Here is a 13,809-nt window from a genome sequence, read left to right as displayed (position 1 = left end):
TCTATAACTTTATCATTCTATTTCTGAGCGTATTCACATCTACCCTACGTTCTGTTATCTTCCCATTGTTTAAGATGATATTGTCGGGAATATATGTCAGCCCAAGTGTCTTTATTAGTTTACTCTCCATCATCTCTCCATCGCAGATATTGGGGAATACTATATCATTCTCCTTAATATATTGTCGTACACTTTTAGGTGATGGGTCTAAACAAATACCTATTACTTTGACTTCATTTCTTTTAGCAGCATCGTTAAGTGTTAGTAAAACTTCTTTGCTTTCATCATTCCATGAAGCCCATGTGCATATAATAGTGTTCTTACTTATTAAAGTAGAATTGGTAATAATATTTCCATTAAGGTCTTTTGCAGTGAATTTAGGTAATGACTGCCCTATACTTCCTTTCTGCAAACTTTGTAGATATTGTTTTAGACGCGCCAAAGCTCCATTCTTTGGCTGTTCGTTTTCCATTTCCTCTATAAGTTCGGCTATCTGTTTATAGTTTGCTTTCTTATCATTAATAAGATAACGTTCTGTCAGATAAACACTAACTGGAGAGTCAAGATGTTCCTTTACAAACTTAATGGCATCTTTCACAATTTCTGGTGGAGAGGCTACGGCTGTTTCCTTTCTAAACTTTCCCATCAGTTCATTATCGTCAGTACCCTTTACTTCCATTTCTTTTAAATGCGAGGCATCTGCTTTTATTTCCACAGCTTCGCCAGGCTCGGCAAATATTGCGTGCGTAGAGTAGTTCGGGAATACTAAAATAAGTGTACCATTAAATTCACATGGTATTTCGTAAGTAAATCTTCCACCTTTTATTTGTATTGTATCAAGTCCTGCAATAACACCTTCTGGGCTATAAACAAATAGCTCTCCCTGATTGATATGCAGCAATCTACCATCTATTTTAAAGTATCCGCTATGTTTTCCACAAGAAACCAATAGTAAAGATAATAACAAAAAATAAACTATTCGCTTCATGTAAGATGATGTTTTTATAGGTTTAATAAAAATAAAAAGCTAAATAGAGTAAACTCTCATTATGCTTTTTATCTTAAGATATACGGAATTGTATTTTAAAAGTGCCGCGAGCGGGACTTGAACCCGCACAGCCATTACTGGCCAAGGGATTTTAAGTCCCTCGTGTCTACCAATTCCACCATTGCGGCAAACCGAGTGCAAAGATAATACTAATTATTGGAACTCACAAGATAATTGTTGTTTTTTTATTCATTTAGTTTTATTCTTTGCTATTTCATATACTAACACACCATATTAATATACGTGTAACACCCCGTTGGGACCTGTTGTACTTGCTCTGTAGCGTGTCATTGTTTTACCTCTCTCTCCACTTACAATATTTCCACCTGTATTAAGATTGTAGCTTCTATGACATGTTTTACAAGTAGCTATGCCTGTTCCTGTAACCGTAAGTTCGTAGTTTCGTTGTGGCAGAGCATCTATATCAAAACAATTAGGGCATTGTAGGTCGTAGGCATAGAAATGTGCTGGTGTATCGAGGTTACCAAAGCCTACAATTAATCCATTGCTCATACCCACTCGCAAATTGCTTTGTAGACGTTCGTCAATAGCATTAAATTGTTTTTTCGACTCTAATCCTTGATTGTTTCTAAAGTGAAAATAATACACACCGTCTCTGTAAAGTGGCTTTATGGTGGTAAAAACACCTGGAGAGAGAGCATTCATCGAGCTAGCAAGCGTTGCATCGAGGTGCACACTGTTGTCTATGGTAAGGTTGCAATGATAGTTACTATACTCGTAATCTATTACGTCTTTACAAGCAATTAGCATAAACAATGCCGAAAGTATTATTATCCGCTCACCTATTTTCTTCTTTAAATTCATTTATCTCTTTTATTTTATTTTGCTTACTATAACGTTGAAAAGTTGTATTTATTAGATGTCAATACCATAAAATAGTATAAAAGAGCACTCAATTACAAAATTATAGTTACTTTTGCCTCTGTTATGAAAGGTTATCATATTATACTTACACTTGTGCTCTTGTTTGTAGTTCTGGCTGTTTCTGCTCAAGAGCATATCAATCCTGAAGATCGTGTGGTTGATTTAAATTCGCCTACTTTCGTTCCTATGGTGCACATTGGAAAGGCAAAGGTAGGACAAGATAGTGTTCAATATGTTCGTACCAACACTATTTATATTTACCCTCCTATGGAGTTTAAAAACGATAAACAGCGTCAGGCGTACAATCGGTTGGTGTATAATATAAAGAAGGTATTGCCATTGGCTAAAGAATGTAACCAAATTATATTAGAAACAGGAGCGTATTTGCAAACTATTCCTACAAAGAAAGAACGCGATGCACATACAAAAGCTGTAGAAAAGGAACTGAAACAAGTATATACTCCGCGCATTAAGAAACTAACCTACTCGCAAGGCAAGCTTCTTATAAAACTTATTGATCGCGAAACTCACTCTACGGGCTATGAACTCATACAAGCCTTTCTCGGTCCAATACGTGCTGGATTCTATCAGGCCTTTGCCTGGATGTTTGGTGCTAGCCTTAAGAAGCGATACGACCCTAAAGGTGTTGACCGACTTACAGAACGAATTGTATTGCAAATAGAGGCTGGACAGTTGTAAAGGTATGTTTCTACATACTTTTATACTGCATTCCCCAACATATTTTTAATTTCTTATAAGGCGAATAATACTCATTTTAAACACGATACTTTATAAAAGGTGTGCAATTTATCACACTCTTTTAAGCCAAATTGGTAGTTAGAGCTTAAATATATTTTGTCTTATTATCGAGCAAATTGTCTGTCGTTGCAACGTAGGCGTAGCGAGCTACGTCAGATTACAAAGACAGACAAGATGCCGATAAGAATATAAAAGATGTTAGAAAACAATACCATAGTAATAAGCACTATATAGTCATCCCTTAAAAACTATATTTCAGCATAAAGCCTGTACTGACAAGCTTTATGCTGATTCTTTTTATAAGGTACAAAAGAACTCTCATAGCTCTTTTGAAGTTATATGCTGCCGCAGCTAATAATACATTGATAGCATCTCCTTTCACACCTTTATAAAAGTTGCGAGATAATCGGTGGTCTGCTTTAAGATGTCCTATTGTTGGTTCTATACCTGCTCGTTTACAAAATAGTTTGTGTTTCTTTTTCTTTTGGTAGTAGCTGTCTTTAGCTTTAGGAACGTCTGGAATGAGTATCTTTGTCTACCCAATCTGCTTTATACCTCTATACCCTCTATCTCCTGCTAACTTATCAACCTTCCTTCCTGTCATCCTTTGGGTTTGTTCTAATGTCTTTTCAATAGTATGTCCATCATATTCATTCCTAAAAGAACATGCACCAATAATAAGTCCTGACCATGAGCGAAGAATAGATACTTTATTACCAAACTCATATTGCTTATGCTCCTTACCTTTGCTGACGCAAACCACATCTGGTTCGTGCAGAGAATATACTTTATTCTTTGACTTCCTATTCTGAGAAAGAACTTTGTAATATAGCTCAAACATATTCTCATACCCTTTCTTTCCCCCAAGATTACGCTCTAGCTCTCTTACTAATCTTCCTGCTATGGTCTTGAGTTGCCTATCTGCCTTAAGAGCTTTCTTACGATTCTTGGGATGATTACGAAAACGTTGGGAACGATAAATGCCTTTCAAGGTACGCGTATAACTCTGTCGTAGAGGAAGACAATTGTCATGAACTATCTTCAGAACGTTTTTGATTATCTTTTTATGCAACTTCGCATCTGTAGGATAGGTTATAATATTCTTCTCCTGAACGGTAGAATCAATGAAAGCCGTATCAAAATGATCTTCGTTATCATGGTCGGTATTAACGCGGATACTTTCTGCTAATATTAACTCCATACCTTCCTCGCCTATACGATTTCTGAAGTGAACTAACTCGGAAGCGTCACAGGGTTGTTTTGGCATAAATTCAAGTCCACCACAGAAATATTGGTAGTAAGCATTCTCGCTCCATTGAGAAACCACCATTTCATCTGACACATTACGCAAATGTTTTAAAATTAAAAGACCACACATCAAGCGAATAGGATGAGCAGGGCGACCATTATTGCTGCAATACAAAGGAGAGAAAGCATTTTCAAAACATTCCCAATTAATCTTATTACTAAGTTGGAAAAGAGGATGTTCATGGCTAAGCATGTCCTCTAAAGAAGAGAACATAGAGAGCTGTTTAGATGTACGTTTAAGCATAAATATCTGCAAGAATTATAGTGTAAAGGTACAAAAACTTGCAGATATTTGCAAATAATTTATAGCATAATATACTATGAATCAGAGGATTTTTAGGTTTATAAGGGTAGACTATATATATTGTGGTCTAATGACCTATTTGAGCTTAACTATAGTTTTGTGTCTTTTTATATCGGGTAGAAAATAAATAGGGCTATTATTAGCCGTATCTACTGGCTTTCGACTGTAAAACAGAATATCGTAAATGCTTAGACAATTCTGCCTGCTGTTGGCTACTTTTATCGCAGATATCTGTCACGTTTGTCTCAGATATCTGTCACGTTCGTCTCAGACGTCTGTCACGTTCGTTTTAGATATCTGTCGATTGCGTTTTAGATGTCATGCAAATTAGCTCCTTTATGATGCTATGTTATAATAGCCGAAAGATATTTATTCCTATGGGGAATGTACTCCGTTCTATTCTGCAATATTTCAATTTAAACTTCAGTATATACGCCTGATCAACAATATGTTGTTATAGCTTTAAATATATTAGAGTAGAGTTCGCTACTATCAACCGTTTTCCTTAAATATCCTCTACCGCTTTTCCATTAAGTCTTTCTCCTATTCGTAAGGAATCGTTGCCAATGCCTCGGCAATCTTCTCTATGCCTTCTTTTAGCGGACCAGATACCATTCCTTTTGCGAAAAATGGGATATCAGCATCTATAGTGAGTTTCATTTTAGATGCAGTATCGCTTACTGGAAGTATTTGAATCCAGAAGTTGAATGACATAGGCGAGTTTTCGCTTGCAAACTTAATGGTCTTTGGCTCGTCGCGTTCTACTATGCGCATAGAAATTTGTCCCACTGGAGAAACACTAATAGAGATGGTGTCTTTATCGAAGGTTAGGTCCTTTAACTTATCTTCGGGCACTTTATCTTTCACACGTTCAATGTTCGTGAGGTCGCTCAGCATATTGTAAACACTTTGCTGAGGATAAGCAATTTGCTTTATACTACTTTCAAATTTGCTCATACTTACTTCCTCCAATTAGCTGGGTCGCGACGCCATTCGTCTAACATTGGTACGTCTTCTTTCTTAATATATCCCGTTTCCAAAGCCTTTTCCACTACGCTTTGATAGTTGGTGAGTGTTACCAACTGCACATTTGCTTCCTTAAAAGCCGCTTCGGCTACTGGAAATCCATAGGTGTAAGAAGCCACCATACCTACAACCTCAAAGCCCGCTTCGCGCAATGCAGCCACTGCCTTAAGAGAGGAGCCACCAGTAGATATCAAATCTTCTACCACAACAACCTTTGCACCTTCTGGCAATTGTCCTTCTATCTGGTTCTTCATACCATGATCTTTTGGCTTCGGACGCACGTATGCATACGGTAGGGCTAGTTCCTCGGCTACTAATGCACCTTGTGCAATGGCACCAGTGGCAACTCCAGCAACAGCAGTAGCAGTGGGAAAGTGCGACAGTATAGCGTGCACCAGCTCTAACTTTACAAACGAGCGCACATCGTGGTAAGATAGAGTTTTACGATTGTCGCAATAAAAAGGAGATTTCCACCCACTTGCCCATGTAAATGGATCGTTGGGTTGGAGCTTAATTGCTTTAATGTTGAGCAGTTTGCCTGCAAATGTTTTCTTTAAATCTTCCATAAATTGTGTAATATGCTTCTGTTTATGCTGCAAAGATAACTATTTAACAATGATGTGCAAAACTAACAGTAATGTATTTTAGTTGTAACACAATAAAAATGCAAATCTATCAACCAGCAATATTGCTCTAAACTATCATTATTTCTTATATTTATAAGAACTCTAAGAATATAGAGATACTGCAATTCTCAGATACTTATTTTATGAATATTATTTTAGTTGGGAGCAATAGTTTTAGTTTTATATTGTCTATTCTACAATTTAAAGTTCCAAAAGCATTTGTTTTATAGGGCAAAACAAATGCTTTTATGCAGTGTTGATTGTAAGTCTATTATACGAGCTTTTAAGTTTGTAAAAGTGTTTACACTTCCATAGTGTGCGTATTCAAGGAAATTAGAGATGCAAAATCGTCGAAGAACTGTGGTAGTTCGTCGAAATTAATTTGTAGATACAGCATAATAAGGTTACCTTTGTGGTGGTTTGAAACAACATTTGCAACAATAAAAATATTATGCAGACAATAAAAGCGTGGTTAAAGAAGCGCAATGTACTTATATTTCTTGCACAGATAGGCATTTACTTTATGCTTACTGCAACGTGGTGTGTAGTGGTATATATCACCGAACGCGACCCATGGGTGGCAACGGCATCGGTGCGCACCAACGCTGTTATGTTCTTTCTGCTCCTCGTGGTCTTTATGGCAAACTTCTATGTGCTTGTTCCGTATCTCTACGAAGATAAAAGTAAGCTGCGCCGATGGTTGTTTTGGTTGGTAGAATTTGCCTTGGTATTTTTACTGAACTACGACTTGTTCTTCCCACGCAGCAATACAGACCATGGTGTGGTGGTACATTTGTACCACTATCAGTTCGCTATCATCTGGCTGGTTCTTAACTATGTCGTGGCGATTGCCGCTATATCTGTACGCTACTTCATACGACAGAACAATCTTCAGAAACAACTTTTAGAAGAAAAACAGCGCAATACAGAAGCCGAATTGGCTTGGCTAAAGAACCAACTAAACCCGCACTTCCTGTTTAACACACTAAATAACATCTCTTCTTTAACACAGATTGATGCCGATGAGGCGCAAAACTCCATTGGCGAACTATCCGATTTGCTGCGTTATGCACTCTACGAAACGCAACAAAAAGAGGTTCCATTGAGTGGAGAAATTGATTTTATGAAGAACTACATCTCTCTTATGGCACTGCGTTGCGACAAAAACGTGAAGATAACAACGCATTTTGATGTTCCCGATACAACACAAACCATTGCTCCCCTGTTATTCTTATCGCCTATTGAGAACGCTTTTAAGCACAGTGTAAGTAGCGGTATACCATCGTTTATAGATATTTCGCTAACCAAAAATAATGGTTTTCTGTTGTTTTCGTGCCAGAACAGTAACCACCCAAAAGGCAATTGCAACCGTAGCGGTAGCGGCATCGGTACAGAAAATATGCGTAAACGTTTGGAGCTGATGTATGCTAAATGCTACGAAATGCACCAAACGGTGGAACAAGGAGTTTACAAGTTGAGTATAAAAATAAATGTAAAGAGTTAATACCTACCCATGAATTTATCGTGTATCATCGTCGATGACGAACCGCTGGCTATCCGCTTATTGGAGAATTTCATAGAACGCACACCATTTCTGACACTCAAAGCATCGTTTACCGACTCGGTTGCTGCTATGCAATCCATAACAAACGATAGTGCAGATGTGCTGTTTCTCGATATTCAAATGCCTGACATGAATGGTATGGAGCTTTCGCACATGGTACCATCGCATACCCGCATTATATTTACAACCGCCTTTAAGGAATATGCTTTCGACAGTTACGAAGTGAATGCGCTCGACTTTCTGCTGAAGCCAATACGCTATAACAAGTTTCTTGCAGCAGCCGAAAAGGCTAAAAAATGGTTTGAGATGGCATTGCAACCGCAAAACAACCAGCACACAACGGTATTTCTGAAGGTAGACGGAGAACTACAGCAAGTGCAGTTGGACGATGTTGTGTATGTGGAAGGAATGAAGGATTACGTTATTTTCCACCTTTCCAATCGCCGATTGGTTACACACATGACTATGAAAACGGCAGAAGAGTTGTTGCCAACCAACAATTTTATGCGTGTAAACCGTTCGTACATCGTTGCATTAGATAAAATAAGAAAAGTTGATAGAAATGATTGTATTTACATAGGTAACGAGATTATACATGTAACCGATGCTTTTCTTGTAACTTTCAAGCAATATTTGGAAGAACGAAAACCATAGTTTTTCAAACTCTCACCATATAAGCAGCAATGGTTTTCAGTCGAACATAATTATAGCTTAGATACATAAAGCCACCAAATGGATTGTTTTTGCCCCAACTATTCTTACAAATAAAGTATTTGTAACCCTTCTCATTGTGAGCAATCCCTATAATTTCCATACAATGGTCGTCGGTAGTTTGATAGGTCTCAAAAGCTTCCTGACGTTGCGCCTGTGTAGGTTGCTGGGCGTCATTGTCTAATTCTGCAACACCGTTAGCAAACGAAAAACCATCTTCCGAAATATCACCTTCCCAACAAACAGGATGTCCTGCACGCACAGACTGTTCTATACGATACATCAAAGTATCGATAGGCACATTAAAAAAAGTATCGTGAAAATAGTTATCGGGCACTTCCAAAGGAAAGTAAGTACCAAAGGGGTGATGTGTAAAACTTGTTAACGCCAGATATTCGTTGTTTCTACATACACTATGGGCGAACTCTTGTGGGGTGTAAGAGGCACGGTAAAGAAATACTTGTCGGGGAATAGCACCTATCTCATCGTCTAAAATTCCATTAATATAGTTCATCTGTTCGGTAATATCTCCAGTTTTAGGTGCTAAAACTGCTTGACTAAGTTTACGTTCTAGTACTTTATAAGGTGCGCCTTCGTGCTTATGATAAGCATCAAAATGGTATAAACCGTATGTTGCAATAAGGTCTATCAACATACTACTCATTCCACGAGTAGTAATAGTGGTGCTTTGATTGGGTAAACAAGCATTTCTGGTACGTGTTAGCAGTAGTCTTCGAGCTTGTTCTGCAAGATACATACGTGCAACATAGTCGGGACTAAGATTTACAGAGTCGCCTTGCATTAAGTGTTCAGTTTCTATTGTTGCTAGCATAGCATATACCCAGCACAACGAGCTCTGTCCCTGATTCTTTACAGGGGTGGTTTGTAGCCTCACCTCATTGGTAAAATGGTGAGTAGAAATCTGTTGTTCTGACTGTTTTGCGCACCCTACGAAAAGTAGCAAAACACCTATTATAGGAACTATTCTCTTCATTTTTGTTTGTATTCAATAAGATAATACTCTTATTGAATACCTTTTTTATATACTATAAATTAGCTGAATGAGCGTTTGTCCTACTGCCTGCAATGTTGTACGGTCTATGTGTTCCATTGTATCGCTTACAGTATGCCATGTTGGTCCGAACGAACTTTGGGTACAATCAGGATAATATGGAATAACATCAATGGTAGGAATGCCAGCTATTTTATTGAGAGGTTCGTGGTCATCAGTAACCATTCCACCTGTTGTTTCTGGAAAATACGACTCAAAGCCAGCATTTTTTGCAGCTCTCCATACACGGTCTACCACATCAGGAGCATATTGTAGAGACATTCCTTCCTTATAGAACTGAGCGCCTTCGCCTCCAACCATATCGAGCAGAATACCAAACTTAGGACGGATAGCAAGAGGTAAGTTCTTTGCAAAATAATTAGAGCCTAAAGCCCAACTGTCTCCAGACTGATCTTGATACTGGGTCTCCCACTGTGGTACTCCCCAATCTTCGGCATCGAAACAAACAAAATCGATTCCCACATTAGGCACACTATCTGCTTGTATCTGGCGTGCCAGCTCTATCATAACGGCAACACCAGAGGCTCCATCATTAGCTGCCATAACAGGTTTCTTATGATTTGTTGAGTCTGGATCGTTATCTGCCCATGGTCTACTATCCCAATGTGCACACACTAAAACACGTTGTTGTGCCTTTGGGTTGGTACGAGCGATAATGTTTGTAGACTTTAATACCGTTCCATCATAAGCTTTCAGATCTGCTTTTTGTGTCTGAACTTCACAGCCATATTGCTTAAATTTAGCTATAATCCACTGTTCGCACTTGTCGTGAGCCGACGAATTCATAGTACGGGGACCAAAATTGCACTGTGCTTCCGTGTAAGCAAAAGCTGAATCAGGGTTAAACTTAGGTCCAATAGGTTTTGCAGCAGCTACCGTATCGCTATCTCCTGTATTGTTATTAGTGGCTTTACCCTTACAGCTAAATGTAAAAACTGCAAATAAAAACACTGCTATGCCACTACAAAAAAACTTTATATTCCCGTTCATTTTCGTTTCTTTTATTTCTGTTTAGCTGCTTGTACTTGTGCCATAACTCGCAACCAGTTACCTCCCCATATTTTTTCTATATCGCGCTCACTATATTTACGTGCAAGCAGATGGCGAGTAAAGTTAATCATTTCGCTTGCATCTGCCATTCCACACACAGTTCCATCACCATCAAAATCAGTTCCAATGCCTACATAGTCTATCCCCATTATGCTGATAGCATGCTCTAAATGGGCAATAGCATCGAGAACAGAGGCTGTCCCTTCTTTACGTAAGAAACCATGATAGAGTGTAATGTGTGCAACACCGCCTTTCTTAGCTAACGCTCGTAGTTGGTCATCGGTAAGATTTCGGGGTACATTACAGAGAGCTTTGCTGTTAGAATGGCTACACACAATGGGTTGGCTACTAATTTCAAGAGCATCGTAAAAGCTTTTTTCTGCACCATGACTGAGATCGACCATAATACCATTGCGATTCATTTCGCGTATCACAGCAGCACCAAACTTACTAACCCCACCATGAAGATTACTTCCTCGTGCCGAATCGCAGATATCGTTATCTCCATTATGACACAAAGTGATATATGTAACCCCTCGTTGTGCAAAATATTTCACATTAGCAAGGTCGCCCTCTAATGCCAGACCATTTTCAATAGCAAACATAATGCTCTTTCGTCCTTTACGTTTGTCCTCATAAAGGTCGGACGGTGTACGAGCAATACTAAGGTAACGGTTGTTATCTTTTACTATTTTCTCTATTTTATTGAAGATTAAATCGGCATAAGATGTAGGTGTAAGGTTATTCAAGACATCAGTCAATTCAGGATTAAATTGCTTTAATCCTTCTACGTCTATCTTTGATGAGAACGTTTCTCCTATACGTGGCTGTGGCAAATAAGCTGCCATTGTAACAGCATCTTGGTGTCCTTCCGTCATCTTATGTAGGTCATAAAGTATACGTGGATCACGTTTGGCAAAGTCTACGCCCTGTGGAAAGAACATTGGAGTGTCGCAATGAGTGTCAAGAGTAAGTATCCTTGTATGCAATTGCTTAGCTGTTCGGAAGCTATCAGCCTCATTTACGAACCATTTAAATAGTTTCTGACCATCTTCTTCTAACCACTCTGGGTGCCACTGGACACCCATTATAGGTTTAAATTCTGCACTTTCCATACATTCTATTACACCATCTGGAGCGTATGCTGTAACTTTAAATCGTTTACCAGGCATAGAAACTGCTTGATGATGGAATGAATTTACAAATATTTTCTCTTGCTTATATATGGAATAAAGCACAGAATCGGGAGCTATCTTTATGCTATGTGTAGGTTCGTTGAAAGATGCGCTCTGGTCGTGTTTGAGCTTTGCAGGACGCAAAGTGGTAACACTTTTCATACGTGTGAGCTTCTTTTCTTCGGTCTCTTCAACAATATAGGGGTCGTAAATATGCTGTTGTACCTTCCCACCCAACGCTATAGCTAATACTTGCAAGCCTCGACAAACTGCAAAAATAGGTATCTGCCTATTGTAAGCTAAGCGTGTTGTGAGCAATTCGGAAAGATCACGTTTATTGTTTATACTACCCATATTGCGAATAGGTTCCTCTCCTTCCCACAAAGGGTTCACATCTGCCCCACCAGTAAGTAGAAGTCCATCTATACGATTAAGTATATTAACAATTACTTGTGTATCTGTTGTGGGGGGAATAAGTAGTGGCGTACCTCCTGCGTCTATCACTTGTTTATGGAAAACTTCACGAATGGTAACGTCTTGGTCTGCAAAATTGGTAACAATACCAATGACTGGTCTGCTAGTTCCTTCGGGATAATGGTCATAAAGTTCTGCTAAATGGGCATCTAAATCATAATTTTGCATTGTAATTTTATTTTAATAGACGATAGAAGCAACGCACAAGTTGTACAGTTTAGAGATTTTCGCTAATTGGTATTTCACGTTTTATGCTCTGTTCAAGCGAAATCAGCGTCTCAGTAGAAACTACTCCAGGTATGCTTTGTATTTTATTGTTAAGCAAATCCATAAGTTGTTCGTTGTCTTTTGCAAAGAGTTTAACGAGCATAGTGTATGAACCTGTGGTGAAATGACACTCTATTACTTCAGGAATAGAACTAATACGTTCTACTACTTCGCGATACATAGATCCGCGCTCAAGATTTAAACCAACATAAGTACAGGTCGTGTAACCAAGACTTTTGGGATTTACGTGGAAGCCACTGCCCACAATTACACCATTTTCAATAAGGTGTTGAACTCTTTGATGGATTGCAGCACGTGATACTCCACATTCTGCTGCTACATCTTTAAACGGTATTCGAGCATTCAGCGAAAGGATACCGAGAATTTTTCTGTCTAATTTGTCTATCTTATCCATATCAATACTGTTTCTGACTTGCTTATTACAACAAGTAAGTTAGTTTACAATTTGAAAGCAAAAGTAGACATTTTAAATGAAACAGGCAATAGAAAAGCATAAAAAAAGTGTGCCACTGTGCACACTTTGTTATTTTTTCTAAAGTTATTTGCTTTGAGTTCCCACTGTAGTTGGTACTATTCCTTGTAATTCAAGAGTGAATATGAGCGGAGAATAAGGTGCGATATCGTTACCTGCACCTCGTGCACCGTATGCCAATTCTTGTGGAATATAGATTTCCCACTTAGAACCTACAGGCATTAACAGAAGAGCTTCCGTCCACCCTTTTATTAGTCTTCCAACTCCAAAGGTATCGCTCTCTGTCCCATGACGAGCTGTCGAATCAAACACTTTGCCATCTATGGTACGTCCTTCGTATACAACTTTAACCTGATCGTCCTTGCCTGGCTTTGCACCATTGCCCTTAACGAGTATCTTATACTGCAATCCGCTTGGCAAAGTAACTACCCCTGGCTTCTTTTTATTGGCTGCGAGGAACTTCTCTCCTGCAACTTTCACAGCCTCGTTACGTTGTTCTACCAACTGCTGTTGTTTCTTCGCAAAGTATGTTTGAGCGGCTTCGGGCTTCATAAAGCTTGTATCTTGCTTTAGCGCATCTACAAAACCTTTAAAGAACAGGTCTTCATCTATGTCGGCTGATGTACCTTTAAACTGCTTTTGTATATTAGGAAGCATACTCCGTTCTACCTGTGCTGCAATTTGCAGACCTGCTGTGTAAGCAGAGAAAGAGGTGTCTTTACGTTTTGAAATACCTTCTTTCAGTCCACGTATAAAGTCGGGAAGCTGTTCTTTTGATACTCCTAACTGACTTGAAATATACTCTTCCAACCCGCGTGTTGCATTCATTCCCGCTGCGTAACTTAACGAATCGAACTTCGTTATATCTATTGCGGGCTCATCGCTGACAGGTGTTGTGATTGCTATTGATTCTATTTGCTCTTGCTTTTTCTGTTTCTTCTCTTTCTTGCTCTGTGCGTTTGCCGTGCTAAAGCCTGCACTTGCCACAACGAGCAATGCCATAATTGCAATTTTCTTCATTGTCTTTTTCGTTTAAATAGGAATACT

Annotated in this window: 12 protein-coding genes, 1 tRNA gene and 1 pseudogene; 3 read left to right on the top strand and 11 right to left on the bottom strand. The window is 38.8% G+C overall.

Features of this window, described 5'->3' with window-relative positions; genetic code table 11:
• Window position 1: 1 nt before the first annotated feature.
• The 3 genes from DX009_RS01695 to DX009_RS01685 all read right to left on the bottom strand — a co-directional run bounded on the left by DX009_RS01695 (window position 2) and on the right by DX009_RS01685 (window position 1,873).
• Window positions 2–988 carry a DUF4369 domain-containing protein gene (locus DX009_RS01695; RefSeq protein ID WP_115082813.1) on the bottom strand — a complete coding sequence of 329 codons (987 nt, stop codon included), beginning with the start codon at window positions 986–988 and terminating at the stop codon, window positions 2–4.
• Window positions 989–1,090: 102 nt separating this feature from the next.
• Window positions 1,091–1,176, bottom strand: a tRNA-Leu gene (locus tag DX009_RS01690).
• 106 nt (window positions 1,177–1,282) lie between these two features.
• Window positions 1,283–1,873: a hypothetical protein gene (locus tag DX009_RS01685; protein WP_006043699.1), complete on the bottom strand. Its 591-nt coding sequence runs from the start codon at window positions 1,871–1,873 to the stop codon at window positions 1,283–1,285.
• Window positions 1,874–1,996: 123 nt separating this feature from the next.
• Between DX009_RS01685 and DX009_RS01680 the strand changes: the two genes are divergently transcribed.
• Complete coding sequence (locus DX009_RS01680) at window positions 1,997–2,632, top strand: DUF4294 domain-containing protein (RefSeq protein ID WP_006043700.1); 636 nt, start codon at window positions 1,997–1,999, stop codon at window positions 2,630–2,632.
• A 301-nt stretch (window positions 2,633–2,933) separates the two neighbouring features.
• Here the strand turns inward: DX009_RS01680 and DX009_RS01675 are convergent.
• The 3 genes and pseudogenes from DX009_RS01675 to pyrE form a co-directional block, all read right to left on the bottom strand.
• Window positions 2,934–4,244: pseudogene (locus DX009_RS01675) on the bottom strand (IS5 family transposase).
• Window positions 4,245–4,847: 603 nt separating this feature from the next.
• Window positions 4,848–5,261 carry a polyketide cyclase gene (locus tag DX009_RS01670; RefSeq protein WP_006043701.1) on the bottom strand — a complete coding sequence of 138 codons (414 nt, stop codon included), beginning with the start codon at window positions 5,259–5,261 and terminating at the stop codon, window positions 4,848–4,850.
• A 2-nt stretch (window positions 5,262–5,263) separates the two neighbouring features.
• Entirely contained in the window at window positions 5,264–5,896 is a 633-nt protein-coding gene (pyrE, locus tag DX009_RS01665; RefSeq protein WP_006043702.1) for an orotate phosphoribosyltransferase, read from the bottom strand.
• 511 nt (window positions 5,897–6,407) lie between these two features.
• Between pyrE and DX009_RS01660 the strand changes: the two genes are divergently transcribed.
• A complete protein-coding gene (locus tag DX009_RS01660; RefSeq protein WP_115082812.1) occupies window positions 6,408–7,460 on the top strand; it encodes a sensor histidine kinase in 1,053 nt (350 codons plus the stop codon).
• 9 nt (window positions 7,461–7,469) lie between these two features.
• Window positions 7,470–8,174 carry a LytR/AlgR family response regulator transcription factor gene (locus tag DX009_RS01655; protein WP_006043704.1) on the top strand — a complete coding sequence of 235 codons (705 nt, stop codon included), beginning with the start codon at window positions 7,470–7,472 and terminating at the stop codon, window positions 8,172–8,174.
• 4 nt (window positions 8,175–8,178) lie between these two features.
• On the opposite strand, the gene DX009_RS01650 is transcribed toward DX009_RS01655, so the two are convergent.
• From DX009_RS01650 to DX009_RS01630, 5 genes are all read right to left on the bottom strand, one after another.
• A complete protein-coding gene (locus DX009_RS01650; protein WP_115082811.1) occupies window positions 8,179–9,225 on the bottom strand; it encodes a C1 family peptidase in 1,047 nt (348 codons plus the stop codon).
• Between the two features lie 45 nt (window positions 9,226–9,270).
• The gene (locus DX009_RS01645; RefSeq protein WP_115082810.1) at window positions 9,271–10,293 is read right to left on the bottom strand and encodes a M28 family peptidase; all 1,023 of its coding nucleotides are present in this window, start codon (window positions 10,291–10,293) and stop codon (window positions 9,271–9,273) included.
• 11 nt (window positions 10,294–10,304) lie between these two features.
• Window positions 10,305–12,170: a gamma-glutamyl-gamma-aminobutyrate hydrolase family protein gene (locus DX009_RS01640; protein ID WP_115082809.1), complete on the bottom strand. Its 1,866-nt coding sequence runs from the start codon at window positions 12,168–12,170 to the stop codon at window positions 10,305–10,307.
• 49 nt (window positions 12,171–12,219) lie between these two features.
• A complete protein-coding gene (locus tag DX009_RS01635) occupies window positions 12,220–12,684 on the bottom strand; it encodes an Lrp/AsnC family transcriptional regulator (protein ID WP_006043708.1) in 465 nt (154 codons plus the stop codon).
• A gap of 144 nt (window positions 12,685–12,828) precedes the next feature.
• The gene (locus DX009_RS01630) at window positions 12,829–13,782 is read right to left on the bottom strand and encodes an FKBP-type peptidyl-prolyl cis-trans isomerase (RefSeq protein WP_115082808.1); all 954 of its coding nucleotides are present in this window, start codon (window positions 13,780–13,782) and stop codon (window positions 12,829–12,831) included.
• Between the last annotated feature and the right edge of the window lie 27 nt (window positions 13,783–13,809).

This window comes from Prevotella pallens (genome assembly GCF_900454935.1).
In the GTDB taxonomy this organism is placed as follows: Bacteria; Bacteroidota; Bacteroidia; order Bacteroidales; family Bacteroidaceae; genus Prevotella; species Prevotella pallens.
This window is presented reverse-complemented; position numbering and strand designations above follow the sequence as displayed.

Excerpts from the sequence above, each read along its gene's own strand:
- DX009_RS01650 (WP_115082811.1), bottom strand. The coding sequence starts at position 9,225 with ATGAAGAGAATAGTTCCTATAATAGGTGTTTTGCTACTTTTCGTAGGG.
- DX009_RS01680 (WP_006043700.1), top strand. The coding sequence starts at position 1,997 with ATGAAAGGTTATCATATTATACTTACACTTGTGCTCTTGTTTGTAGTT.
- DX009_RS01685 (WP_006043699.1), bottom strand. The coding sequence starts at position 1,873 with ATGAATTTAAAGAAGAAAATAGGTGAGCGGATAATAATACTTTCGGCA.
- DX009_RS01655 (WP_006043704.1), top strand. The coding sequence starts at position 7,470 with ATGAATTTATCGTGTATCATCGTCGATGACGAACCGCTGGCTATCCGC.
- DX009_RS01640 (WP_115082809.1), bottom strand. The coding sequence starts at position 12,170 with ATGCAAAATTATGATTTAGATGCCCATTTAGCAGAACTTTATGACCAT.
- DX009_RS01630 (WP_115082808.1), bottom strand. The coding sequence starts at position 13,782 with ATGAAGAAAATTGCAATTATGGCATTGCTCGTTGTGGCAAGTGCAGGC.
- DX009_RS01635 (WP_006043708.1), bottom strand. The coding sequence starts at position 12,684 with ATGGATAAGATAGACAAATTAGACAGAAAAATTCTCGGTATCCTTTCG.
- pyrE (WP_006043702.1), bottom strand. The coding sequence starts at position 5,896 with ATGGAAGATTTAAAGAAAACATTTGCAGGCAAACTGCTCAACATTAAA.
- DX009_RS01670 (WP_006043701.1), bottom strand. The coding sequence starts at position 5,261 with ATGAGCAAATTTGAAAGTAGTATAAAGCAAATTGCTTATCCTCAGCAA.
- DX009_RS01645 (WP_115082810.1), bottom strand. The coding sequence starts at position 10,293 with ATGAACGGGAATATAAAGTTTTTTTGTAGTGGCATAGCAGTGTTTTTA.
- DX009_RS01660 (WP_115082812.1), top strand. The coding sequence starts at position 6,408 with ATGCAGACAATAAAAGCGTGGTTAAAGAAGCGCAATGTACTTATATTT.
- DX009_RS01695 (WP_115082813.1), bottom strand. The coding sequence starts at position 988 with ATGAAGCGAATAGTTTATTTTTTGTTATTATCTTTACTATTGGTTTCT.